Genomic DNA, 22,148 nt, shown 5'->3' on the forward strand with positions numbered 1-22,148 from the left:
GCAATAGATTGTTTGGGATAGCTTGCTATAGCCAATCAAACTGCCCTATGAGTCATTTAAATCAGCCCAGTGCACTAAAAAATACCATTAAGATGGGCGAGACGATGTTGGTGATAAAACCAAAACTGATCACAGCAGGAATGATTTGTGTGCCACCTGCCGATGCGAGTGTGGGTAAGGCAAAATCAAGGCTGGTTACACCGCCAAGCCCAATCGCTGCTGATGATGAATATCGCATGACATAAGGAATAATGATGAGTGCAATGATTTCTCTGCTAAGATCGTTAAGTAAAGCAATGCTTCCCCAGACGGCACCATAAGCATCAGTCATGACCGTGCCTGATAGCGAATACCAGCCAAAACCTGATGCTAATGCCAGACCTTTGGTCATAGAAACATCATCAAATATCAGTGAAAATATTACGCCAGATAATAAAGTTGCTGTCATGAATATCAGACTGATTTGCACCCCTTTTTTATTGAGCATGGCTTCTTTTAAGGTCATGCCAGAGCCTTTTAGACTGATGCCCACCAAGAACAATAATGCCATCAGTAAAATAGTAGTGGTGTTTTGTGGGGGTAAAAGCTGTTCTGGTAAAAATTTTGCTATTACAAAGCCGATTGCCAAGCAGACAAGCTGAACCATGCTACTTTGTAGGTTAATTTTTGGCTTGTTTTGTAAGGTATTTATTTTTGTTTGACTGCGGTGATCAAGTAGCCATAGTGCGACCGACCCAACACTGAGTGTCAAAAAAACAAGAGTGCTTAGATATAAAGCAATTTCACCAATTTTTTCAACAAGGTCATCAATCAGTCCAAGCTCAATGCCAATAACAATTAAAATCAAATAAATCAGATAATTCAGTGCACGCTCGGCCATTTTTGTTAGGTCGGTGCGATTGGGCAGGGCAAACCCAATAAACATTGGTGTTAAAATCAGAATCAGTGTAACCAGTGCATTCATTGCGTCATCTTAGTCGGATAAAATAAACCCAAAGTACGGCAATATTTTTTAATAGTTTAAAAATAAAAGCGTATTTTTGGTGATAAGTTTGTTAAAATGGTACATAATTTTTTTTTTATGAATAAAAACACACTGCGCTGACTTATTCATTGCATTATTTTATTTGCTAATGAGGGTTGAGGTCAGCAAGGGTGGTTTTAGGCAATCAAATATGGGCGAATTTCTGCTACTATTGTAGCATTCTTACCCAACAAACGCTACCTTGGTCCTATGAATAGTCAAAGTGTCATTCAATTTTTTGATAAAATTTTAAAAGATTTGCACCAAAGTGTGTATTTATTTTTGGGTGGCTCGCTGGACGACCAGACTTTGAACTGGGCGGAGCGTGGGCTGTCTTTGGCAACAATCATGATAAAAATTATGATTTTGCTGTCGGTGATTGGGCTTATTTATTGGTTTTGGGTGTATTGTATCAAATACGCTCAAAGATTTTTTCATGTGTCGCATCGTGGTGTACGCATTATGCGTGCTGTGCTACGATATATGTGGTTTGTTACAAGCTTAATTGCGGTGATGATGCAGGTCGGCATTCAGGCGGACATGGTCAAAGCAACAGCAAAAGCGGCAGCATGGACAGGGTTTTATTATGTTTTGTGGACGACATCGGGCAAAATGCTTAGTGGCGTGTTAAAACATTATGAATTGAACGCCTCCATTGAACAGCTGTTTAAAAATATGATGCTTGTTGTGGTGTTGGTGTTGGCATTGGCAAGCGTATTAGCCCAGTTTGGCTTTGATATTGTATCTTTGGTTGCAGGTCTTGGTATTGTTGGTTTGGCGGTGGGTTTTGCTGCCCAAAGTACGCTTGCTAACTTTATTGCAGGCATCACCATCTTGATTGAACAATCCTTTCAGGTGGGTGACTGGATTCGTTTGGGTGATAAAGAGGGTCGTGTGGTCAAAATCTCTCTACGAGCCACACAGATTCTTGACCGTGACAATATCATCATCATTATTCCCAACTCTACTGTTGCCTCATCTGAGGTGGTCAATCTTACCTCCAAAAAAATGATTCGTTTTGATGTTAAGGCTCGTATTGCCTTAGAGGCTGACATCAGTCAGGCCCGTAGCATCATTGTTAAAACGCTATCTAAAGATGAGGTTGTATTAAAGCACCCAGCACCGATGGCAACGGTAGCAGAGGTTGGTGAATATGGCGTATTTTTTATTGTGCGTTTTTGGGTTGCTCCATTGTCGGTGGCTCGCATTCCCATCATCAAAGAAAATATCAATGAAAAAATTAAGCGTGCCTTAGATGAGGCGGGTATTTGGGCGCCTTATCCACACATGCGTCTTATCATGCCTGATGATGGCGGTATTCAAATTGTCAGCCCATCTAAAAAGCTCGGCACAGCCATTGACGAGCAAACTGATGAATAGGGTATTGATTGCATCTAGGGGTGCTGAGTATAAAAGTTAGCCAATCATTATGCTGATAAATCCACCAAAAAGCATCGGTATTTGGTGGATTTATGCTATAATAATCGGTTGATTGCCCTGCTTTGGAAAAATTATGAGCCTTACCACCCCTTTTCTTACCAATCCCTTTGACCATTTTGATGTTAATGCGTTTAATCTTGTCATCACTTGTGCTGATGGACTTGAAAATGCTTTATTGATTGAGCTTGATGGTTTTGGTTTGCAGGGAGATATTTTGCGAGCAGGACGCGTGCAAGTTAAGGTCAATCTTGCCAAGTTTTATCACATTTGTCTATATTCTCGTGTGGCAAGCCGTGTTTTGTTGCCAATAGGTGAGTATTATTTTAAGCAAAAACCAACCATCAACAATCAAACGCTCAAGAACGATAAAGGACGCACCACGGCTCGCACGCTTGATACACCAGTGATTGACGAAGATGTACCAGAGGCGTTGTACCAATTTGCATCTCGTTATGACTGGACGGCAATTTTTGGTCTAGATAATACTTTTGCCATTCGTCTGTCTACTGACAAACGCATGACGGTCAATCAACAGTTTGCAACCTTACGCATCAAAGATGCGATTGCCGATACTTTTAATAAAAAGCTTGGTGCACGCCCGAATGTTTCAAAAACGCCTGATTTTCATATTTTTGTTGCAGCAAATAATAAGTTTGCCGAGATTTTTTTGGATTTATCAGGCGTCAGTTTGCACCGTCGTGGTTATCGTGTGGTTAATACTACTGCACCTTTAAAAGAAAACTTGGCGGCAGCACTTTTGTATGAGTGCGGCTGGCATACAGGGCGACATGATGCCTTGATTGATCCGATGTGTGGTTCTGGAACTTTTATTGCAGAAGCCTTACTCATGCGAGCCAACTACCCTGTGGGATTGGATAAAAACACGAATGAGTTCGGTTTTTATTGCTGGGTGCATCACGATGATGAGCTGTGGCAGAGCATTGTTAGTATGGCAAGTGAGCAATTTCATGCCAATTTGGACAAGCTTGTTCAAAATCCACCAACTGTCATTGCCTTGGATGCAGATGCTGCGGCTGTTCATGCTTGCCATCAGAATTTGCTTGTCTCGGGGCTTGCGCCAATATTGCCACACATTACCTTGCAACAAAGGTCTTTATCGGGGCTAAAAGATGTGCTGTCTGGCATTAAGGTAAATCATCCGTTGATCATCACCAACCCTCCTTATGGTGAGCGTTTGGGTGAGGGCGATTTTATCAAGCCGCTATATCACGGCTTGGGTTTGCTGGCAACTGACGGATTTGCTCTTGCGGGTGTGGTAAGTGCGGATATGGCGGTGTTGGGCAGTCATGTTGAACATGTGGATACCTTGCCCATCTTGGAGCCAAAAACTTTACGCTGTCATAATGGTGCACTGACAGTGTATTTTAGATATGGGGCGATGGATTTGACAAGTGGCCCAACCTTGCTCGAGCGATTTGAAAAAAGACAAATCGTCCATGAAGAGTCGCAGGAGTTCATCAATCGGCTTCAAAAAAATTTGACCCACCTAAAAAAACTTGCCAAATCTAATGGGGTGAGTAATGTGCGTGCTTATGATGCTGATTTGCCCAATTATAATGTCGCTATTGATATTTATGGCGATAAAGTCCATGTGCAAGAGTATGCACCGCCTAAACAAATCCCTGTAGAGGTTGCTAAAGCACGATTTAATTTGGTATTAAATGGTGTGCGTGAGGTGCTTGGTGTGTTTCGTGAAGATGTGTTTATTAAGACACGAACTAGGCAGTTGGGTAATGAACAATATACCAAAAATCCCAATGCAGACATTAAACGCAAAAAAATGTATGTCGTGCGTGAACATGGTGCGTATCTGTATGTGAATTTTACTGATTATTTGGATACAGGATTGTTTATTGATCATCGCAATATGCGTCAAATTGTGGCTCAATCCAGCCGTGCTAAAAGAGTGTTAAACCTATTTGCCTACACCTGCACCGCCAGCGTGCATTCTGCAATGGCGGGGGCAAAGACGGTAACAAGCGTGGACTTGTCTGCTAATTATCTTGACTGGGGCAAGCAAAATTTTGCTCTCAATGGTTTGGATTTAACTGCCACTTTGCAAGATGAGGACAAATATCAATTCATTGCATCTGATGTTTTTGAATGGATTAAAGAGCATACCGAACACTATGATGTGATTTTTATTGACCCGCCAACTTTCTCAAATTCTAAGAAGTTTAGAGGCACTTTTGATGTTCAAAGAGATCATGTTGCCTTAATCAACCGTGCCATGAATCGCTTATCTGCCGATGGCGTGCTGTACTTTAGTAATAACTACACGCGTTTTGCGTTAGATGAGAGTCTAATTGAGCGTTATGATGTGGTGTGCATGACAGATAAGACAATTGGTTTTGATTTTAATTCAAAAAAACCAATTCATCAAAGTTACCAAATTCGCCACAAAAATGGCACTCAGGCTAAGATAATACAAAGCACCCAAGATGATGATTTTTTAGATGTTTATGATGATTTTAGAACCGATGGTAAGTTTGGTTTTAATAACGACACTCTAAAAAAAGGCAAATCTAGAGGTTTTATTAAAGGCAATGCCAGCAAAGATGATGTCAATCTTGACTCTGGGCGTAGCATGAGGTCTGACGGTGCTAAAAAGAGTGGATTGAAAAAAGATAATTTTAAAAAAGATGGGGTAAAAAACGGCCATTTTGATAAATTTGATAAAAAATCCATCAAAAATTCTACTCGATTTGATACGGGGGAATTAAAGCATCAAAGAGATTCTGCCCAAAAATCAAATACACCTGCACAAAAGGTGCGTTATGAGAAAATTGATGGCAGACTTGTGGCAAAACCTATTGATGAGTCGCAAGCTGATAATATTCCAAAAAAATATACAATAAAATCAAAATCTTAATAAAATGAAATCTGAGCTGAGAAAAGATTATGAATGATTTGAATCTTAATTTAAATGCAGATGATTTAAAAATCATTGAAGCTTTATCGTCAAAATCAAATAGTGATGACCATGCTGATTTGGATAACGCTTACGATGAGATGTACGATTTGAACGATGGCATTAAATCTGTTCGCTTTAAAAAACTGCAAAAAAAGTTACGCAAAGAAGTCTCTTGGGCGATTCGTGATTTTAACATGATTGAAAATGGCGATGTGGTCATGGTTTGTATTTCTGGCGGTAAAGACAGCTTTACATTGCTGGATATTTTGTTATTTTTAAAACGCATTGCACCGATTGATTTTGAGGTGGTGGCGGTCAATCTTGACCAAAAACAGCCAGGCTTTCCTGAGCATATTTTGCCAGAGTATTTATCTAAGCAAGGCATTCCTTATTATATTTTAGAAAAAGACACTTATAGTATTGTCAAGCAAGTTGTACCAGAGGGTAAAACTTACTGTTCGGCTTGTTCCCGTTTGCGTCGTGGCTCGCTGTATGGCTTTGCCAAGCAAATTGGAGCGACCAAAGTGGCATTGGGGCACCATCGTGATGATATTTTGGCGACTTTCTTTTTAAATTTATTTCATGGCGGCAGCTTAAAGGCAATGCCACCAAAATTATTATCAGATGATGAGCAAAATGTACTGATTCGTCCGCTTGCTTATGTTGCTGAAAAGGACATCATTAAATATGCCAATTATAAGGGCTTTCCAATCATTCCTTGTAATCTGTGTGGCTCACAAGAAAACTTACAACGAGCTATGATTAATGATATGCTTCGTGAATGGGATAATGCTCACCCAAAACGCCTAGCCAGTATGTTTAAGGCGTTACAAAATGTTGCTCCAAGCCAGCTTGCTGACCGCAAATTGTTTGATTTTGAGAGTTTAAAAATCAATCGCAATGATGATAAAAGACTGTTTGAGGGCGATCATATTCAGGTGGGTGTTGTTGATAAGCTGGCGGATATGGGTCTGCCGACTAACCCTGAGGTGCAGACCTTTAATCCTAAGTTTGATAAGAATAAAGAGAATAAAATTCCTGTGATAAACCCCTTATTATAAGGCTTAAATTAAAAGATCGGGTGTGGTCATGACATCTTGATTGATTGCACTTTTGCTTTGGTGTGTTTTTTTGTTAGATGGTATGATCATGTGCTTACACACCTGTATCTTGTTTAAAATGCTCAATAAACCATGCTAAAGCCATGTCATAAGCTAAATCACCAAGCCCACAAATCACACCGACCGCCTTATCGGAAAAGTAAGAATGCGTGCGAAACGGCTCACGAGCGTGAATATTGGATAAATGCACTTCAATAAAAGGCTTGTCTGCTGCTAACAATGCATCTCTGATGGCAACCGAAGTATGTGTAAAAGCGGCAGGGTTGATGATGATGGCATCAAAACTTTTGCTGTCGGCCAGCAACCCTAATTCGCTGATTTTATCAACGATATCGCCTTCATGGTTGGATTGAAAAGCGGTGAGTTTAATGCCATGTGCGTTCGCTTTTTCTGATAGGCGATTTTCAATATCGCTAAGCGTAGTTGTGCCGTAGATGTGCGGTTCTCTTTTGCCTAATAAGTGCAAATTTGGACCATTTAATAATAAAATGTGCGGTGTTTTTAAACTCATGCCAAATGCCAAAATCAAACTGATGAACGGGGCTATTGTAACAGATTTATCAGCAAAGATTTGAGTTTATTGTTGCTTAAATCTGCAAATTTTTCGTAAAAATTTTGGTAAAAATTGTAAAAAATACTTGTATTCTTAAATTATCATTGATATGATAATTTCAGCAGTTATTCAAAGATGTGTTTTTTTGTAAATATTTCATACAATTAATTTGCGAAAAATTAACCGCCAGAATGTCTGTGTTTGGAATAAAAGATCGATTGTCGGTCTTGTTAGTTGGCTTGCGATGAACATCGATTAAGCATTTTTAGTTTATAGGAAAAAATATGTCAGTTCGTGAACAAGGTACTGTGAAGTGGTTCAATGATTCTAAAGGCTTTGGCTTTATTCAACGCACAACAGGCGAAGATGTGTTTGTACACTTCCGTGCGATTTTGGGCGAGGGCTATCGCTCACTAAAAGAGGGTCAGGCGGTTGAATTTGTGGTAACCGAAGGTGATAAAGGATTGCAAGCAGAAGAAGTGACCAAGCTTTAAAAATGTCTTTAATTTAAGTATTTTAAATAAAAAAGCCCGCTAAATAGTGGGCTTTTTTGTTACCAAAAAAACTGATAAAATGTGGATAATGTTTTAAATCATTTGCATAAATTGTCAAAATAAGCTATTGTATTACGGCTTTTTAATTAAATTAATAGAGGTTATTTTTATGAAAACTGCACAAAAAGTTATTGTTGCAACTGCACTATTTGCCACTTCTATCTTCTCTGCATCTGCGATTGCCAAGACGACTAAGGCAACCAAAGCACCTGCTGCCAGTCCTGCAGTCATAGAAAAGCAGGTAAGCGATGAGCAAAGATTGGACGCCAGCCTTAATCAAGGTTATCAAATGTGTTTATCAAATGCTTTATTGCTCGCTGATGTATCAAAAATGCGTCAAGGCGGGGTGAGCGAGACTGATGCTAAGAAAAAATTTAGTGAAATCGCTGAGGGTGCTCCTAAAGAGACGCAAGAAATTACTAAAAAACGACTGAATTCTTTGATTGAGAATGTGTACGCAAAACAGCCCATTCAAAAAACAGATGCCGAAAAACTCAGTTTGGTGGAGAGTGTAACATTTGGTGAATTCTATGACTGTTCTATTGCTGTTGGCTACTCATTGGCTGGTGGTAAGTAATTAATAAAAAGGATTTATTTTTGATAGAAAATACTTTTGCTGAGGCCAGCTTACATCAATTGGGATTTTGCCATTTTGATGATTTGCCATTGTCTGAACAGACCTTAAAGGCGGTGCGTGCACTGAATTTTGAACAACTAACGCCAATTCAAGCACAAATTTTACCGCATACTTTGGCCAATCAAGATGCCATTGGTCAGGCGCAGACAGGCACGGGTAAGACAGCGACTTTTTTGATCACCATCATTGAGTCGCTATTAAAGCGTCCGTTCGTTGATGGGGAGGTGCGTTTTTTGGGTGAGCCACGAGCACTCATCTTGGCACCGACCCGAGAGCTTGCTCAGCAGATTTTTGCTGATTGTCGAGAGCTTACTAAATTTGCCAATCTATACAATTTGTGTATTACAGGTGGGGCGGATTTTGATAAACAGGCGTCTCAGCTTGAACGCCGCCCCCTTGATATCCTAATTGGTACGCCAGGGCGTATCATTGATTGGGTGAATAAGGGTGTCTTATTTTTAGATAGGGTAGAAGTTTTCGTCCTTGATGAGGCAGACCGTATGCTTGACATGGGCTTTATCCCTGATATTAAGCGTATTGTCCGCCATATGCCTGCCAATACACACCGCCAAAGTTTGCTGTTTTCAGCAACTTTTAATACCGATGTGATGAATTTGGCATATCGTTGGCTAAACAATCCTGCTTTTGTTGAGATTGCACCACAGAATAAGACAAATAAAGCGATCGATCAAAAATTCTTTTTATTGACTGAACGCGAAAAGATGAGCGCGCTGCGTGAAATTTTGTCTGCTGGTGATGTCAAAAAAGCCATCGTCTTTGCCAATCGCAAAGATCAGGTTAAGCGTTTGTATGATAATTTGCGTCGCCAATTCGAGGTTACCATGCTTTCAGGAGATGTTGCTCAACAAAAGCGAGAACGATATCTACAGCGTTTTAAAGATGGTGAGGTTAATATTTTGGTGGCGACTGATGTTGCGGGGCGTGGCATTCATGTTGATGATGTTACCCATGTGATTAACTACACTTTGCCAGATATGCCAGATGACTATGTGCATCGTATTGGGCGTACTGGTCGTGCAGGACATACGGGTGTATCAATCAGCTTTGTTAGTGAAAATGATGCTTTTAATTTACCCGCTCTTGAGAAACACTTGGATATGAAGTTTAAATTAAGCCAATTTAAATCCCAATCTCAAGTTAATACCACCCAAAGTCAATCACATTCATCGGCTGACCAGCTGGGTTCAAGTGATGACATGGCGAATGGTTTATGAATCCGTTGTTAAAGTTATTGGCTGTTAATGTTCCTTTGTCTCTGTATATCCATATCCCGTGGTGTGTGAAGAAATGCCCTTATTGCGACTTTAATTCACATGCTTTGCCAGTTCATAGTGATGCCGATACACTGGATATGTCCTTTACTGAGTATGTTAATGCACTGCTTGCAGATGCACGCTCACAGACATCTTTTGTGCAGGGTCGGCAGATACATTCGGTATTTATTGGTGGTGGTACGCCATCACTTTTGCCTACCCATCAGCTCAAAAGACTTTTTGATGAGCTTCGTGATGTTTATCAATTTAGTGAAGATTGTGAAATTACGCTAGAGGCCAACCCTGGTACGATTGAGCATGCACCTTTTGAGGAATATTTAAGCATTGGCATTAATCGCTTATCCATCGGTGTTCAGACTTTTGATGAGCAAGCATTGCAAATACTTGGACGCATTCACAATCCTACGCAGGCGACGAGTGCAGTAGCCAATGCAAAAAATGCAGGCTTTCGCCGTATCAATGTTGATTTGATGTACGGACTCCCCAATCAAACCGAAGTGCTTGCTGTTAATGATTTGAAAACCGCCATTCAATCAGGAGCGACGCACATCTCTTGGTATCAGCTTACCATTGAGCCAAATACTGCCTTTTATCGTACGCCCCCCAGTTTGCCTAATGATGATACGCTTGATGCCATTGAAAAGGCTGGGCGTAAGTTGCTCGTTGATTACGGCTTTGATAATTATGAAATCTCGGCGTGGGTAGGTGCTGATGACACGCCATGTAGACATAATGTGAATTACTGGCAATTTGGTGATTATTTGGCGATTGGTGCTGGTGCACATGGCAAGATAACTTTATGTGGTCATGCCAACTTTGCTGATGGTATTTATCGGTTTAGTAAGTCTCGCATACCAAAAGACTACCTAAATTTTATGCCATTGGTTGCACCAAAGATGGTGAATTTTGAAAAGATTGCCGAAGACGCACTGCCCGCTGAATTCATGATGAACGCACTAAGATTGCGACATGGTGCAACAACACAGATGTTTGAAGAGCGGACAGGATTGCTTGTTAGTAGCATTGACAATGAGTTATTGCCACTGCAACATGAAGGTTTTATGGTGCATGATGCATCTTTATTGAGCCCTACGGCCATGGGTTTTCGCTATGTAAATCATTTGGTTAGAGCATTCTTATAAGGATAAATGATGAGCAATATGAATGAATGCTAAAAATAGGTTTCTTTGGTGTTTTTTTTGATCATATTTTTTAATCATATCTAGTGCATAACTTTATTTAATACATAACTTTAGTCGGTGTATTGAGCCATGTCCAACATTCATATTGTCTTATTTTCTCCAAAAATCCCCAATAATACAGGTAATATCATTCGCTTATGTGCCAATACTGGAGCCAAACTGCACTTAATTAAGCCACTTGGCTTTGAATTAGATGATACTAAATTGAAACGAGCAGGGCTTGATTATCATGAATATGCTCAGATGCGTGTTCATGAAAATTGGCAGGCCTGTCTTGGTGATTTGACCTCCTTGGGCGTGTATCAGATAGTGGCACTGACAACCAAATTCAGCCACTGCTTTTATGCACATGACTTTGTTCATGAAGAGAGTGTGGCGATGGTATTTGGCTCTGAGACCGATGGGCTACCCCCTGAGGTGCGTGCTGATATCGGTGAGTTAAACTGGCTAAGATTGCCCATGTTGCCCGAATCTCGCAGTTTGAATCTTGCTAATTCAGTATCAATTTGCTTATATGAATTGTGGCGGCAAAAGGGTTTTACTGGTGATGTGGGGCAAAGTGTGGGCTATCATAAGCTGACATCAAGATGAATAAGCCTGTGATCTTGTTTTAACATGGTTTCTTCTGTCAGCCATCATTCATTCATAAACAGTTGGGTGGTTTTGGCAGGCCTGCGATGCGATTGATATGGCGTGCTACTAACCCTGTGTTAAAGAGCCTTTGTAGCTTGGCATTATCAATCTCATCATCAGGTAGGCTTTGACTTAGATGCTTGATGAGTGGGCGTGTGGCAGGACTGTGATGGTATTTGTCAAAAAATGCTCTGACTTCGTCTAGAATGCGATAATGAATGCCATCAAGTTTTATGTTCAAGGTATCGGCAAGTTGTTGGGCTGTGCTTGGCGTCCATAGTGTATGGTCGGTCAGGTGCCCATCACCATCTAATTGTAGTTCTGGTATTGTGTTTGTCATTTAAAATTCCAAAATGCCATCAAAATCCATCATTTTTGGTGGGTCATCTAAATGTAACATCATGTCATCAATGGTGGTATTTAAGATGATGTGTTTGTCAAAACTTATCCAAGGTTGCTTAATATCATATAGGCTTAACGATTGAACCATGCCATATGTGCGACTCCGCGAATCATTTAATATCACATGACTAAGGCCTGAAAAATAAAATTGCACTTGGTGATCAAAACTTGCCAAAGTCAAACCCAAAGAGATGGCTTCGTAATTGATCAACTCGCTGTCTGACTGGATTTTTATTAAAAATTTCATAATTTATCAAGGCTGATTGCTAAAATTTTTTGTTTGTTGATTTGCTTGTTCATTTTGTTGGCTTGCATTAAAACTGCATTATTTTTGTATCATTATTTAGCATTAAGACAAGTTCTGATAATCCTGTTAGGCGAAAAGATGGGTGCAAATTATCACCATCTAGCTGATGTCGCTTAGCATTGCTACTGTCTGTGATACCGCGCGCCAACGCTGTGCTGACACATACGGGCAAATCAAGCGAGTATTGATTTGCCAGTTTCACCCATTCATCTTGAATATTGGCTACATCTGCTGTTTGCCACATGAGACGATTGGCTGTGTAAGCACCATCGCCATAAAAAAAGACATGCACGGTTTCGTTGTTTGTGAGCATTTGTTTGGCGGTGATCAGAGCCATTTTGGCGGCGTTGCTGTGTGGATTGGTGGTGATGAGTAATAAGATTGGCATGGCTGGCATTGATTTTAAAAAAGTAACTTAAAAATTTGTCAAAAATTATGCTTATTATAGCCTAAAATTTGGTGTAAAATGAGAAAAATTGTTTTTATTTTTTAACTGGTTTTAACATTTGAACAAACTGCCATGACGACATTTAGCCCCAGCCAAGCCGAACTTGATACCTTGAGACTTGCCAGTCCTTTTGCGTATTCATTATACAACAAAAAAACAACAGATGCTGAGGCATTCTTGACCAAATATGGTTTTGAATATGCGATTGCCGACGCTGAATTTGATGTAATGATTGATGATTATATCAAATCGGCAGAGCAAGATGATGATGTGATGGCGTTGCTGCGTGCATTGCGTAACCTGCTTATGCTTAAATGGATTTGGCAAGATGCGTTGGGTATGATTGAGCTTACTGTGCTGATGCATGAGCTGTCTGCTTTTACCAATGCGTGTATTTGCTTTGCCAAAAATCATGTTTATCAAAACCTTATTCGTCGTTATGGCATACCGATGACAATCGTTGATGGACAAAAACAAATTGATGAATTTGCCGTAGTTGCTATGGGTAAGCTTGGGGCGATGGAGCTAAATTTATCCAGTGATATTGATTTGATTTTTATTCACAAAGGCACTGGTCAAACAGATATTAGTGAAATCGGTAAAAAAACCATTGAAAATCAAAAATTCATGACCAGTTTGGGGCGTGGTATCATCCGTTTGTTGGACGAGATGACGGTTGATGGCTTTGTATTTAGAGTGGATATGCGATTGCGTCCATGGGGCGATGGCTCGGCGATTGTCATGACAGCAGCGGCACTTGAAAAGTATTTTAATCATCATGGGCGTACTTGGGAGCGTTTTGCATGGTTGAAGGCTCGTGTGGTTAATCAAATCAGTGAGCCGTTTTTGGATAGGTTGTCCAATCTACGCAAAAACTTTGTTTATCGATATTATATTGATTATAGTGCTTTTAGTGCGTTGCGAGAGATGAAGTCGATGATTGTGGCACAGCAAACGCAGCGACAAGATTTGGATAATGTTAAGCTGGGTGTGGGCGGTATTCGTGATATTGAGTTTATTGTGCAGTCGTTCATGCTCATTTATGGTGGTCATCAAGTGGCGTTGGGTGAGAATCTGTCTTGCCTTGATGGTATTGTCGCTTTGACTCAATTTGGGTATCTAAATGCTGATGAAGCGGATAATTTGGCAGGTGCGTATCGTTTTTTAAGGCGATTAGAGCACGCCATTCAAGCTTGTCATGATAAACAGACGCAAAGACTGCCCCAAGATAAGACGGAGCTGTCTGCCATTGCAAGTGTGCTTGGGTTTGTGGATATTGATCATTTTATCCAAGCGTTAGATGAGCATCGCCAAAAGGTATCCATACCTTTTAATAGAATGATTACCGACCGCAAAAGCCCAAATCAGAAGATTGGTAGTTCTGCGACCATTTGGCAAGAATTGCAAGCGGTGTTGAGCGATCAAAGCGTGCGATTGTTTGAAGAGTTTTATGGTTCAAAGCTCGTGCAAAGTTTGGACGAAGAACCAAAATCTCGTTTGGACGCTGCCTACCCCATCATCTTGCACGCTTTACTTGAACACGCCAAACAAGATGGTGAACAGCGTGCAAATTTAGCAGTACCCAGATTGATTACACTACTTGAATCCATTTGTCGGCGTTCAATTTATTTGGTGATGTTGGCTGAAAATCCTAATGCGACCATTGCACTGGTGCCCATGCTCTCAGCAAGCCACTGGATTGCTAAAGAGCTGGCATTACACCCAATGCTACTTGATAACTTTTTGCAAAAACGCTACCTGCATTTGCCAAATAAGGCTGAATTGGCTGATATTTTGCGTCAAGGTTTGCTTAGGGTAGAGCGATTTGATGATGAAAACTATTTGGCAAGCATTAGGCTTTTTAAAAAAACACAAGTTTTGGCAGTGGCAACCGCTGATGTGCTAGGGCTTCGTCATATTATGAAAGTCTCGGACAGCCTTACTTTTATCGCTGAGGTGGTATTGGAATCAGCATTACAGCGTGCTTTTGATGAACTTACGCATAAGCATGGCTATCCACTGTTACAAAATGGTGAGCGAGCCAGCCATACGCATCTTGGATTTGCCATCATCGGCTATGGCAAATTAGGTGGTATTGAAATGAGTTATGCGTCAGATTTAGATGTGGTATTTTTGCACAACATTAATGAACAATCTGATACAGATGGCAAAAAACCTGTCAGTGGCATGAGATTTGCTTCTCGTATGGTGCAAAAGATACTCAGCTACTTGACCACTCAGACCCGAGATGGCAGAGTGTATGAGCTTGATATGCGTCTGCGTCCATCGGGTAATGCAGGTGTGATGATTGGCTCACTTTTGGCATTTGAGTTGTATCAAACTCAAAAAGCATGGGCGTGGGAGCATCAAGCACTGGTACGAGCAAGGGGCGTGGCAGGCGATGTGTCAGTGCTGTCGGCATTTAGCAATATTCGCCAAACCGTTCTCATAAAAGCACGAGATACCAAACAGGTGTGTATTGATGTACAACAAATGCGTCAAAAAATGCAAATGCATCTTGGTACGCACGATGGCAACACACATCAGTTTAATATCAAACAGGACTTTGGCGGTCTGGTGGATATTGAGTTTTTGGCACAGTTTTTGGTGCTTGCTTATGCGTATCAATACCCCAATCTTGCCATCTGGTCAGATAATGTGCGTATCTTTGAAGAAGTGGCAAAGACAGGACTGATGAGCGAAGAATGGTGTGATAAGCTCACTCAGACTTATCTGTTACTACGCAAAACCACGCACGAACTTGCCTTGTCTGATAAGCAAATCATCGTTAATGATGAAGCTTGGCAAGACAGCAGGGCGTTTGTACGAGAGGTATGGCGGAGTGTTTTGGGTGATGGATAAAAAGTTGTGTGAGTTTTTGTTATTTTATGAGTTAAAATAAAATGTTACTTAAAAAACACAAGATTGCTTCAAAAATAGGCATATTAAGAGTTTTTACTGATTATAAAAACTCTTAATGCACCCAATAAGGTTGTTAGAATCAATCAAGAGCCAAATTATTTGAAAAGATTTTGGGTAAATATTGATTGAGAGCTTCTTGGATATCAGATTTGATTATCCAGCATTTTTGCCAGTACACAATTTTTATCTATATGACTTAAATCTTGATGGCGCAAAACCTCATTGTATAAATGCACACAGACACTGCGTTCGGTGATGATGTCATCAAGCGTGAGTGCTGGGTCTAATAGTTTTAATACGGTGTCATATTGAATGGGGTATAATACATCTAATGGTTGTGCCAAATGATCGACATCATGATGGTTGGTATAATAAGTGATGGCACTTGGGCCAGCAACACCCCACGCCATTTGGGAGATATGCTGATGAGAACCAAATAACCGTTTGATTTTTAGTCTAAATTTTCTAAAGGGCGAGTACCATTCTGGTGTAAAATTTGGTGTATCAATGATGTTGCGTAAAGATTGTAATGTTGCACTGTCTTTTGGAAGAGCCAATATTGCACCATTGATCAGATTGTCTCGTTCATATCCAAATAAATAGCCATGCTCAGGTAAGCTGATGGGTTGCACGCAGTAGACATCGCAATCTACATAAATGGTTTTGGGTTTTTTGTGCAGGAGCTCATAGCGAAAAATATCCGAAAATAACGCATAACTTTGGGTTTTTTCGTGTTTGATGATTTTTGAGTGGTGAATGATTTCATTGCCATCGCATACCGTAATGCCATTTGGGACATCGGGCAGTTGTCCGTAAGTATAAAGATTAACTTGATGGCCACGCATTAAAAATGAGGTTAAGCAGGCGGACGCCATTGTGCCAAGCTTTCCGCCAATCCATAAAGCACCAATCGTGGGCAAACTAAGATTATTTGACATCGGTTACTCCAAAAATTTTGTGTTTAAAGGCGATGATTTTGTCTTGCCATAGGCGTTTTTGTTTTAAAAACCCATAATTTTTGGTGCGGTTGTTTTGTTTGCGTTTTGCACCATGGTCAATATCACTGGCCACATCTCGTGCAACAACTAAGGGTGGATACACGCCGATGCCAAGATTAGACTTGGTGAGCCAATCTCTAAAAAAATTGTCCACGGGGGCGTAGATAGGTAAGCCTTGTTCTAAAAAAGCTCTTGCACCGTTTTTATTCCATACCACACCCGTGGTGGTCATTGGAAAATAATGAGCGTGCGAGACTTGGTGTTCGCCAATCTTAAATAGGGGGGTAAAAATTTTGCGTTTATTCGCCCCAATGTTAATCAAATGCCATTTTTCATCAGCCAAACCTTGAATTAACATATTGATTTTATGAGCTAAATCATCGCTTGGTTTCATATCATCTTCTAAAACCACCACAAAATCAGCATCGGACTCTAAAAATACTTTGGCACAATTTAAATGACTAAAATAGCAGCCAAGTTCGCCCCCTGTCAGCGTTCGCCCCATGTAGGCCAAAGCTTTTGGTTCGCTGTATTCATCAAATGAAGTGGGATCAACTTGACGCCCATCAAAAGCAGAAATTCTAATAAAATCAATACCTTGCTCCGATAGTGTTTGAGTTACATTCGCTAAGCGTTCATTGCTACCATCTAGGTTGATGACATAATAAAGAATTTTTGCTTTTTGGGTGTTCATCATATATTCCATTGGACAAATTGCTATCAACCTATTAATTAAGCTGATATTCTTATGATTGCTTGGGGTGGGCTACTAAGAATAGATTGGGTTCATTATACCCATTATTCATCAAAAAATTAAGTATCTCATGATGTATTTTTTTTTGCATTTAAATCATCTAAATAATAAGAGGGGTTACACTGCTCCACGATGAAATACTTCTCTTAATTCAAAACTGGTATGCAGTTGGCTTACCCCGTCAATTTTACTTAGGCGATGGAGTAAAAACTCTTCATAATGTTTCATGTCTTTTACCATCACCTTTAATAGATAATCTTCTGTTCGCCCTGTAACCACGCTGCATGATACCACCTCTTCAAATTCACGAATTTTATTTTCAAACTGTTCAAAGCGTTCGGCGGTGTGCTTATCCATACTGACTGCCACAAAAACTGATAGTGTATAGCCTAGTCTGGTGGGGTTTGTATGAGCGTGATAGCCTGTGATAATCCCTGTGTCTTCTAGGCGTTTGATACGGCGAACCACAGGGGTGGCTGATAAGCTGACACGCTCGCTAATCTCTGCTATGGGCAGGCGTGCATCATTGGTCAGAAGTTTTAAAATTTTGTGGTCGGTATTGTCTAAGTTGATGGTGTTGGTCATGACGGTATCAAAAAAATGATGATTTTAGTGAATTTTACTATAAAATGGTTTATTTTTGGTAAATTTTAATAAAAATAATGAAAATTTTTTGTAAAATTAGTAAAAATTGATGTGAAAATTTGTTAATATAATCACCATAAATTTTTTTAAAATGTCACTTATAGGATATAGGAAGGTCAGCCATGAGTCAGTCTGCCAACACACCCAAAATCACTCCAAAAAATCCTGCCTTTGATTTTACCAAATACCGTGCTTTTGAGTTTGCCCCACATCTGCCTGACCGCACTTGGTGCGATAAGCGTATTGAAAAAGCCCCTATCTGGGCGAGTGTGGATTTGCGAGATGGTAACCAAGCTTTAATTGATCCTATGACCATTGAGCAAAAATTAAAGTTTTTCAAGCTTCTTGTGGCGGTAGGTTTTAAGGAAATTGAGATCGGCTTTCCATCTGCCGCCCAAGTGGAATTTGATTTTACACGCCTTTTGATTGAGGGCGGTCATGTGCCTGATGATGTCACTTTGCAAGTGTTGGTTCAGGCACGAGAGCATTTGATTGAGCGTACTTTTGAGGCTCTAGAAGGGGCAAAAAAAGCAATTGTTCATGTTTATAATTCCACCTCTAAAGTTCAGCGAGATAAAGTTTATCAACTTGATAAAGAGGGCATTAAAGCCATTGCGATCAATGGTGCAACTTTGCTTAAAGAGGTCTCCAAGCGTTATCCTAAGACAGAATGGACTTTTCAGTACAGTCCAGAGAGCTTTTCTCAGACCGAGACTGATTTTGCTGTAGAGGTATGTCAGGCGGTGTGTGATGTTTGGCAACCTGAAAATGGGCAAAAAGTGATTTTGAACTTGCCAGCCACTGTGGAAGCAAGCACGCCCAACTTATATGCTGACCAAATTGAATATTTTTGTCGTCATTTGCCAAGTAGAAAAGATGTGATTATTAGCTTGCATACGCATAATGACCGTGGCTGTGGTGTGGCAGCAAGTGAGCTGGGCGTCATGGCAGGGGCAGACCGTGTAGAAGGTACGCTTTTGGGGAACGGTGAGCGTACGGGCAACATGGATATCTTGACAATGGCGATGAATCTTTATACACAAGGTATTGACCCTGAGCTTGATTTGTCGCAGGTGAGTGAAATTGTACAAGTAGCGACTGAGTGCACTAATTTGCCTGTGCACCCACGCCATGCTTATGTAGGTGAGCTTGTATTTACTGCATTTTCTGGTTCGCATCAAGATGCGATTAAAAAATCTTTGGATTACAATGAGGGTCACCCAGAAACAGAAAAGCATTGGGATGTGGCGTATTTGCCAATAGACCCTGTGCATATTGGGCGTAGTTATCAAGATGTGGTGCGTATTAATAGTCAGTCTGGCAAAGGTGGGGTGGCATATATTTTACAAAGGCATTTTGGCTTTAATCTACCACGCTGGACACAGATTGACTTTGCCAAAGTGGTGCAAAATGAAGCGGAGCGTTTGGCTCGTGAGCTTAAAAATGAAGAGTTGTTGGATATTTTTACCAATACATTTTTAAATCAAGAAACCTTTAAATTGAGTGATTATCAGATCAATAACAAAGGGGGTGGGGTAACCTTTAATGGTCAAGTTACCACACCTAGTGAAGTGTTGGAAATTGTCGGTCAGGGCAATGGTGCATTATCAGCATTCATTGATGGTCTTGTTAAGGTAATAGGAAAAGACATTCATGTAACCAACTATTCTGAACACGCCATTAATACTAAAGATACGCCCAATGTGCTAGATGATGAGCTTGGCAATAACCAGACCAATTCGGCAGCAGTATCGTATGTTCAGCTTAATATTGCTGGCAAAGTGTACTCAGGCATCGGTGTCTGCAACAGCACGGTATCCTCTATGCTAAAAGGCGTGTTATCAGCTTTGTCGCAGGCGTGTTAAAGCGTCCACCTTGTTTAGACATTAATTTTAGATATTAATAAAAGATGAAAGCAATGCAGTCGTAATGACTGCATTGCTAACAATAAATCAATCAGCTTCAGCGATTTTTTGTATCTTTTATGTATTTTGGCGTTTTGATGAACAGATTACCAGCGAGTCTGTGCGGATAAAAACTCCGATGTTTGCGTTAAAAGATTTTCCATGCTGTCGTGCCCAATGGCTTTGAGTGGGGCACGAACCGACCAATCATCATCGTTGCGTTTGATGTGCCAAGCGATGATGGCGTGTGTATCTTTATCTAAAGATGCCAACTCAAATTCGTGTATGAGTGCCCCTTCATTATCTCTAAGTATGCCCAAGCCTTTATTGGCCAAGGTTAAAGATTGTTTATGATAACTACCAATGACAATAAAGATGTGATGAACATCGTCATGGATTTTGTTTAAGTGTAGATGAATTTGCTCTTGATTGATGAATTTATCGTCAAAATTTATGGCACCTATCAGTGCATCACCACCATGACGCACACCATCATTGTCGCTACGAATATTGCCATAATACACCTTGTCAATAATGTTGCCTGTCTGCCCAAGCAACACACAACCTACATCAATATCCATAACGATGGGTTCTTTGCTGATTTTTGGTAGGTAGGACAGCCACTTTGCCAATCCTTTTTTTGGCAATCTGGTGTCTTCAAAACGCACAGCAGGGACCAAAATGTGACCCATGACCCCAAGCTCGCTTAGGGTTTTTGGCTCAAAAAATGTTTTTAATGGTTTATCAATCGCTGACTGACTCATGAAAAATTCCTTAAAAATTTTTGCCATTGTAGCAAACTTTTATCAAAAAATCTTAATAATTCTCAGTAATAAAACGGCCAGTAAAGCACTTCATACAATCTGTTACATAAAAAACAAAAAGACCATAATCCTAATGTCTGTGCCAAAAAAAGCATTGATGATAGGTTGTTTAACGCAATTTTAACAAGTCTTCTTCTGACAGTCGCCAGCGTCCTTTTTTCTTGGAGGTACTACGACTTGCTAAGGCGGTATTACCCAATAGTTTGTGCATAGAATGACTAGAATGCGCATGGCAAATTGCACACGCAAGCCCATCTGCTGCGTCTGTTTGTGGGGTTATGTCAAGTGATAGAATACGACACACCATCGCTGAGACCTGTTCTTTATCAGCTGCACCATAGCCACAGACAGCTTGTTTGATTTGGCGGGCGGTATATTCAGAGACGCTAAGGTTTAGTGCGGTCAAGGCAGCAATAGCAGCCCCTCGTGCTTGTCCAAGTTTTAAAGCAGAGTCTGGATTATTTGCCATGAATACTTGTTCAACAGCCGCATGCATGGGCGTATTGCTGTATTTTTGATGGTGCTTGATAATGCGTGATATGCCAGCAAAAATCTGTGCAATGCGTTGTGGCATATCCGCACTGTCGGTACGAATTGTCCCTGCATCTAAAAAAGTAAGTTTGTCTGCGGTGGTGCTGATGATGCCGTAGCCTGTCATGCGTGAGCCAGGGTCTATGCCGATGATGAGTGTCATGATTGCTTATTTTAAGATGTATTTTAGTGATATGTTAATAAATAATCATTAAGTATTAAATTGGTGATGTTTTAGGTGTTGTAATCAATGCACAAATCATTCCATCAAATAGTTCCATATTATTAGGAAAAATCTGATCAAGACTTGAAAATCTTGCCAAATGCCTAAAATATCTGATAGTATAGCGTATTTTTGAGTATTTTAAAAATTTTATTGATTCATTAACTTACAAGGAAAATCTATGGGTGCGGTTGTTGGCATTGCTTTAGTTTGGTTCATCATCGAGATGCTGATTTGGTATCTGGTGGCACAATTTATGAGTGGTTGGTGGGTGTTTTTTTGGTTCATCATTGCGGCGGTATTGGGTTTGATGCTGATTAAAAAAGCCGCCAGCACGCTCAACCCAATGGCACAGCAACTAAAACAAATGCAAAGTGGCGTTATTCCAAATCCTGCCAATCAGCCTGCCGAGACGACGGTTGCTGGGTCTGTGGCGACGGGCATTGCGGGAATTTTATTCTTGTTGCCAGGTCTGCTTTCTGATGTTGGTGCGTTGATTTTGTTGTTGCCATTTGTGCAAAATAAGTTGACTGCTGCTGCAAAAAATTACGCCTTAAAAAACCAAGATAAAGTACTGCAAATGATGTCTCGTCAAATGGGTGGTCAAAGTCCGTTTGGTATGGGCGGTACTGTCAATCCTAATAATCCATTTGGGCAGGGTAATCCGTTTGGCCAAGGTGGTGGTTTTGGCAGTTTTGGCAAAAATGGTTTTGGTGGCACAACTGTCGATGGCGAAGCCAAAACCGTACAAAAAGAGGCCAAACGCCTAAAATCTGCTAACGATGAATGAAAATTA

21 protein-coding genes are annotated in these 22,148 nt (G+C 40.5%); 11 read left to right on the forward strand and 10 right to left on the reverse strand.

Annotated elements, in window-relative coordinates; genetic code table 11:
• Positions 1 to 61: 61 nt before the first annotated feature.
• The gene (locus R0123_RS00590; RefSeq protein WP_323841336.1) at positions 62 to 964 is read right to left on the reverse strand and encodes a lysine exporter LysO family protein; all 903 of its coding nucleotides are present in this window, start codon (positions 962 to 964) and stop codon (positions 62 to 64) included.
• Between the two features lie 270 nt (positions 965 to 1,234).
• On the opposite strand from R0123_RS00590, the gene R0123_RS00595 reads away from it, so the two are divergent.
• From R0123_RS00595 to ttcA, 3 genes are all read left to right on the forward strand, one after another.
• On the forward strand, positions 1,235 to 2,404 hold the full coding sequence (locus R0123_RS00595; protein ID WP_323841337.1) for a mechanosensitive ion channel family protein: 1,170 nt from the start codon (positions 1,235 to 1,237) through the stop codon (positions 2,402 to 2,404).
• Positions 2,405 to 2,537: 133 nt separating this feature from the next.
• Positions 2,538 to 5,357, forward strand: a complete 2,820-nt coding sequence (gene rlmKL, locus R0123_RS00600) for a bifunctional 23S rRNA (guanine(2069)-N(7))-methyltransferase RlmK/23S rRNA (guanine(2445)-N(2))-methyltransferase RlmL (protein ID WP_323842728.1) — start codon at positions 2,538 to 2,540, stop codon at positions 5,355 to 5,357.
• Positions 5,358 to 5,497: 140 nt separating this feature from the next.
• Entirely contained in the window at positions 5,498 to 6,460 is a 963-nt protein-coding gene (ttcA, locus tag R0123_RS00605) for a tRNA 2-thiocytidine(32) synthetase TtcA (RefSeq protein ID WP_323841588.1), read from the forward strand.
• A 94-nt stretch (positions 6,461 to 6,554) separates the two neighbouring features.
• On the opposite strand, the gene aroQ is transcribed toward ttcA, so the two are convergent.
• Entirely contained in the window at positions 6,555 to 7,031 is a 477-nt protein-coding gene (aroQ, locus tag R0123_RS00610; RefSeq protein ID WP_323842729.1) for a type II 3-dehydroquinate dehydratase, read from the reverse strand.
• 326 nt (positions 7,032 to 7,357) lie between these two features.
• Between aroQ and R0123_RS00615 the strand changes: the two genes are divergently transcribed.
• The 5 genes from R0123_RS00615 to R0123_RS00635 all read left to right on the forward strand — a co-directional run bounded on the left by R0123_RS00615 (position 7,358) and on the right by R0123_RS00635 (position 11,352).
• The gene (locus R0123_RS00615) at positions 7,358 to 7,567 is read left to right on the forward strand and encodes a cold-shock protein (RefSeq protein ID WP_323841340.1); all 210 of its coding nucleotides are present in this window, start codon (positions 7,358 to 7,360) and stop codon (positions 7,565 to 7,567) included.
• Between the two features lie 169 nt (positions 7,568 to 7,736).
• Positions 7,737 to 8,204, forward strand: coding sequence for a hypothetical protein (locus R0123_RS00620; protein WP_323842730.1), 468 nt, complete (start codon positions 7,737 to 7,739; stop codon positions 8,202 to 8,204).
• Between the two features lie 20 nt (positions 8,205 to 8,224).
• Positions 8,225 to 9,499, forward strand: coding sequence for a DEAD/DEAH box helicase (locus R0123_RS00625; protein ID WP_416381469.1), 1,275 nt, complete (start codon positions 8,225 to 8,227; stop codon positions 9,497 to 9,499).
• The gene (hemW, locus tag R0123_RS00630) at positions 9,496 to 10,701 is read left to right on the forward strand and encodes a radical SAM family heme chaperone HemW (protein ID WP_323842731.1); all 1,206 of its coding nucleotides are present in this window, start codon (positions 9,496 to 9,498) and stop codon (positions 10,699 to 10,701) included. Before R0123_RS00625 ends, hemW begins: the two co-directional genes overlap by 4 nt.
• A gap of 129 nt (positions 10,702 to 10,830) precedes the next feature.
• A complete protein-coding gene (locus R0123_RS00635) occupies positions 10,831 to 11,352 on the forward strand; it encodes a tRNA (cytidine(34)-2'-O)-methyltransferase (RefSeq protein WP_323842732.1) in 522 nt (173 codons plus the stop codon).
• A 52-nt stretch (positions 11,353 to 11,404) separates the two neighbouring features.
• Here R0123_RS00635 and R0123_RS00640 read toward each other — a convergent pair whose 3' ends face one another.
• The 3 genes from R0123_RS00640 to tusD all read right to left on the reverse strand — a co-directional run bounded on the left by R0123_RS00640 (position 11,405) and on the right by tusD (position 12,491).
• Complete coding sequence (locus tag R0123_RS00640; protein ID WP_323841344.1) at positions 11,405 to 11,734, reverse strand: TusE/DsrC/DsvC family sulfur relay protein; 330 nt, start codon at positions 11,732 to 11,734, stop codon at positions 11,405 to 11,407.
• On the reverse strand, positions 11,735 to 12,043 hold the full coding sequence (locus tag R0123_RS00645) for a hypothetical protein (protein WP_323842733.1): 309 nt from the start codon (positions 12,041 to 12,043) through the stop codon (positions 11,735 to 11,737). It abuts the gene before it with no gap.
• 67 nt (positions 12,044 to 12,110) lie between these two features.
• Positions 12,111 to 12,491, reverse strand: a complete 381-nt coding sequence (tusD, locus tag R0123_RS00650; RefSeq protein ID WP_323841346.1) for a sulfurtransferase complex subunit TusD — start codon at positions 12,489 to 12,491, stop codon at positions 12,111 to 12,113.
• Between the two features lie 132 nt (positions 12,492 to 12,623).
• Between tusD and glnE the strand changes: the two genes are divergently transcribed.
• Entirely contained in the window at positions 12,624 to 15,413 is a 2,790-nt protein-coding gene (gene glnE / locus R0123_RS00655) for a bifunctional [glutamate--ammonia ligase]-adenylyl-L-tyrosine phosphorylase/[glutamate--ammonia-ligase] adenylyltransferase (protein ID WP_323842734.1), read from the forward strand.
• A 203-nt stretch (positions 15,414 to 15,616) separates the two neighbouring features.
• Here glnE and R0123_RS00660 read toward each other — a convergent pair whose 3' ends face one another.
• The 3 genes from R0123_RS00660 to R0123_RS00670 form a co-directional block, all read right to left on the reverse strand.
• The gene (locus R0123_RS00660; RefSeq protein ID WP_323842735.1) at positions 15,617 to 16,411 is read right to left on the reverse strand and encodes a galactosyltransferase Lgt5; all 795 of its coding nucleotides are present in this window, start codon (positions 16,409 to 16,411) and stop codon (positions 15,617 to 15,619) included.
• Positions 16,401 to 17,165 carry a glycosyltransferase family 25 protein gene (locus tag R0123_RS00665; RefSeq protein ID WP_323842736.1) on the reverse strand — a complete coding sequence of 255 codons (765 nt, stop codon included), beginning with the start codon at positions 17,163 to 17,165 and terminating at the stop codon, positions 16,401 to 16,403. Before R0123_RS00665 ends, R0123_RS00660 begins: the two co-directional genes overlap by 11 nt.
• Before the next feature lie 177 nt (positions 17,166 to 17,342).
• Positions 17,343 to 17,810, reverse strand: a complete 468-nt coding sequence (locus R0123_RS00670) for an Lrp/AsnC family transcriptional regulator (protein WP_323842737.1) — start codon at positions 17,808 to 17,810, stop codon at positions 17,343 to 17,345.
• A gap of 182 nt (positions 17,811 to 17,992) precedes the next feature.
• Between R0123_RS00670 and leuA the strand changes: the two genes are divergently transcribed.
• Entirely contained in the window at positions 17,993 to 19,735 is a 1,743-nt protein-coding gene (gene leuA / locus R0123_RS00675) for a 2-isopropylmalate synthase (protein WP_323842738.1), read from the forward strand.
• A 146-nt stretch (positions 19,736 to 19,881) separates the two neighbouring features.
• On the opposite strand, the gene R0123_RS00680 is transcribed toward leuA, so the two are convergent.
• The gene (locus R0123_RS00680) at positions 19,882 to 20,538 is read right to left on the reverse strand and encodes a TerD family protein (RefSeq protein ID WP_323842739.1); all 657 of its coding nucleotides are present in this window, start codon (positions 20,536 to 20,538) and stop codon (positions 19,882 to 19,884) included.
• 169 nt (positions 20,539 to 20,707) lie between these two features.
• On the reverse strand, positions 20,708 to 21,292 hold the full coding sequence (gene ruvC / locus R0123_RS00685) for a crossover junction endodeoxyribonuclease RuvC (protein WP_323841356.1): 585 nt from the start codon (positions 21,290 to 21,292) through the stop codon (positions 20,708 to 20,710).
• A gap of 241 nt (positions 21,293 to 21,533) precedes the next feature.
• On the opposite strand from ruvC, the gene R0123_RS00690 reads away from it, so the two are divergent.
• Positions 21,534 to 22,142 carry an FxsA family protein gene (locus R0123_RS00690; protein ID WP_323841357.1) on the forward strand — a complete coding sequence of 203 codons (609 nt, stop codon included), beginning with the start codon at positions 21,534 to 21,536 and terminating at the stop codon, positions 22,140 to 22,142.
• Positions 22,143 to 22,148: the final 6 nt, after the last annotated feature.

The organism is Moraxella sp. Pampa (genome assembly GCF_035181385.1).
In the GTDB taxonomy this organism is placed as follows: Bacteria; Pseudomonadota; Gammaproteobacteria; order Pseudomonadales; family Moraxellaceae; genus Moraxella.

Excerpts from the sequence above, each read along its gene's own strand:
- R0123_RS00590 (WP_323841336.1), bottom strand. The coding sequence starts at position 964 with ATGAATGCACTGGTTACACTGATTCTGATTTTAACACCAATGTTTATT.
- R0123_RS00595 (WP_323841337.1), top strand. The coding sequence starts at position 1,235 with ATGAATAGTCAAAGTGTCATTCAATTTTTTGATAAAATTTTAAAAGAT.
- rlmKL (WP_323842728.1), top strand. The coding sequence starts at position 2,538 with ATGAGCCTTACCACCCCTTTTCTTACCAATCCCTTTGACCATTTTGAT.
- ttcA (WP_323841588.1), top strand. The coding sequence starts at position 5,498 with ATGTACGATTTGAACGATGGCATTAAATCTGTTCGCTTTAAAAAACTG.
- aroQ (WP_323842729.1), bottom strand. The coding sequence starts at position 7,031 with ATGAGTTTAAAAACACCGCACATTTTATTATTAAATGGTCCAAATTTG.
- R0123_RS00615 (WP_323841340.1), top strand. The coding sequence starts at position 7,358 with ATGTCAGTTCGTGAACAAGGTACTGTGAAGTGGTTCAATGATTCTAAA.
- R0123_RS00620 (WP_323842730.1), top strand. The coding sequence starts at position 7,737 with ATGAAAACTGCACAAAAAGTTATTGTTGCAACTGCACTATTTGCCACT.
- hemW (WP_323842731.1), top strand. The coding sequence starts at position 9,496 with ATGAATCCGTTGTTAAAGTTATTGGCTGTTAATGTTCCTTTGTCTCTG.
- R0123_RS00635 (WP_323842732.1), top strand. The coding sequence starts at position 10,831 with ATGTCCAACATTCATATTGTCTTATTTTCTCCAAAAATCCCCAATAAT.
- R0123_RS00640 (WP_323841344.1), bottom strand. The coding sequence starts at position 11,734 with ATGACAAACACAATACCAGAACTACAATTAGATGGTGATGGGCACCTG.
- R0123_RS00645 (WP_323842733.1), bottom strand. The coding sequence starts at position 12,043 with ATGAAATTTTTAATAAAAATCCAGTCAGACAGCGAGTTGATCAATTAC.
- tusD (WP_323841346.1), bottom strand. The coding sequence starts at position 12,491 with ATGCCAATCTTATTACTCATCACCACCAATCCACACAGCAACGCCGCC.
- glnE (WP_323842734.1), top strand. The coding sequence starts at position 12,624 with ATGACGACATTTAGCCCCAGCCAAGCCGAACTTGATACCTTGAGACTT.
- R0123_RS00660 (WP_323842735.1), bottom strand. The coding sequence starts at position 16,411 with ATGTCAAATAATCTTAGTTTGCCCACGATTGGTGCTTTATGGATTGGC.
- R0123_RS00665 (WP_323842736.1), bottom strand. The coding sequence starts at position 17,165 with ATGAACACCCAAAAAGCAAAAATTCTTTATTATGTCATCAACCTAGAT.
- R0123_RS00670 (WP_323842737.1), bottom strand. The coding sequence starts at position 17,810 with ATGACCAACACCATCAACTTAGACAATACCGACCACAAAATTTTAAAA.
- leuA (WP_323842738.1), top strand. The coding sequence starts at position 17,993 with ATGAGTCAGTCTGCCAACACACCCAAAATCACTCCAAAAAATCCTGCC.
- R0123_RS00680 (WP_323842739.1), bottom strand. The coding sequence starts at position 20,538 with ATGAGTCAGTCAGCGATTGATAAACCATTAAAAACATTTTTTGAGCCA.
- ruvC (WP_323841356.1), bottom strand. The coding sequence starts at position 21,292 with ATGACACTCATCATCGGCATAGACCCTGGCTCACGCATGACAGGCTAC.
- R0123_RS00690 (WP_323841357.1), top strand. The coding sequence starts at position 21,534 with ATGGGTGCGGTTGTTGGCATTGCTTTAGTTTGGTTCATCATCGAGATG.